This is a genomic window from Amycolatopsis sp. SID8362 (genome assembly GCF_010550475.1).
Classification (GTDB): domain Bacteria; phylum Actinomycetota; class Actinomycetes; order Mycobacteriales; family Pseudonocardiaceae; genus Amycolatopsis; species Amycolatopsis eburnea.
The window spans coordinates 1-527 of the sequence record NZ_JAAGNB010000725.1 but is presented as its reverse complement, the minus strand read 5'-3'; the positions used below and the strand labels follow the sequence as shown (position 1 = coordinate 527).

Annotated in this window: 1 protein-coding gene; it reads right to left on the bottom strand. The window is 77.6% G+C overall.

The annotated features are described in order from the left end of the window. Positions 1-527 (bottom strand): hypothetical protein (locus tag G3I65_RS22070; RefSeq protein WP_203612460.1); only part of this gene is annotated, 527 nt, incomplete at both ends.

The following is a 527-nucleotide window of genomic DNA, read 5'->3' as shown; positions in this document are numbered from 1 at the left end:
CGCTCCAGCAGCTCGGGCGGGGTGTCCGCCGCGGCGTCGATCAGCACGTACCGGCCCGGCTGTTCCGTCTGCGCGGACCGCACCAGGCCCCACACGGCGGCCGCCGCCAGGTCGGGCACGTCCTCGCCCGGCCGGGCCGCCACCGCGCCGCGGGTGACGATCGCCAGGCGGGTGGTGTCCTGCTGAAGCCGGGCCAGCGCCGCCGCCGTGACCTCGTGGACGTCGCCCGCCGGGACCTCGAACAGCTCCGCGGGTCCGGACGAAACGGGCGAACCGACCGGGGTCCACTGGACGTGGAACAGCGGGTCGCGGCCCGCGGTCACCGTCGAGACCGGGCGGGTCGCCAGCGAACCGATCGTCGCCACCGGGGCGCCGGCCGGGTCGGCGAGGTCGAGGTGCCCGTCCGGGGCCAGCCGGACGCGGACCGCCGAAGCACCGACCGCGTGCAGCACGACGTCGGTCCAGGCGAACGGCATCTGCGCACCACCCTCGCCGTCGCCCGCGACCATGCCGGCGTGCAGGGCGGC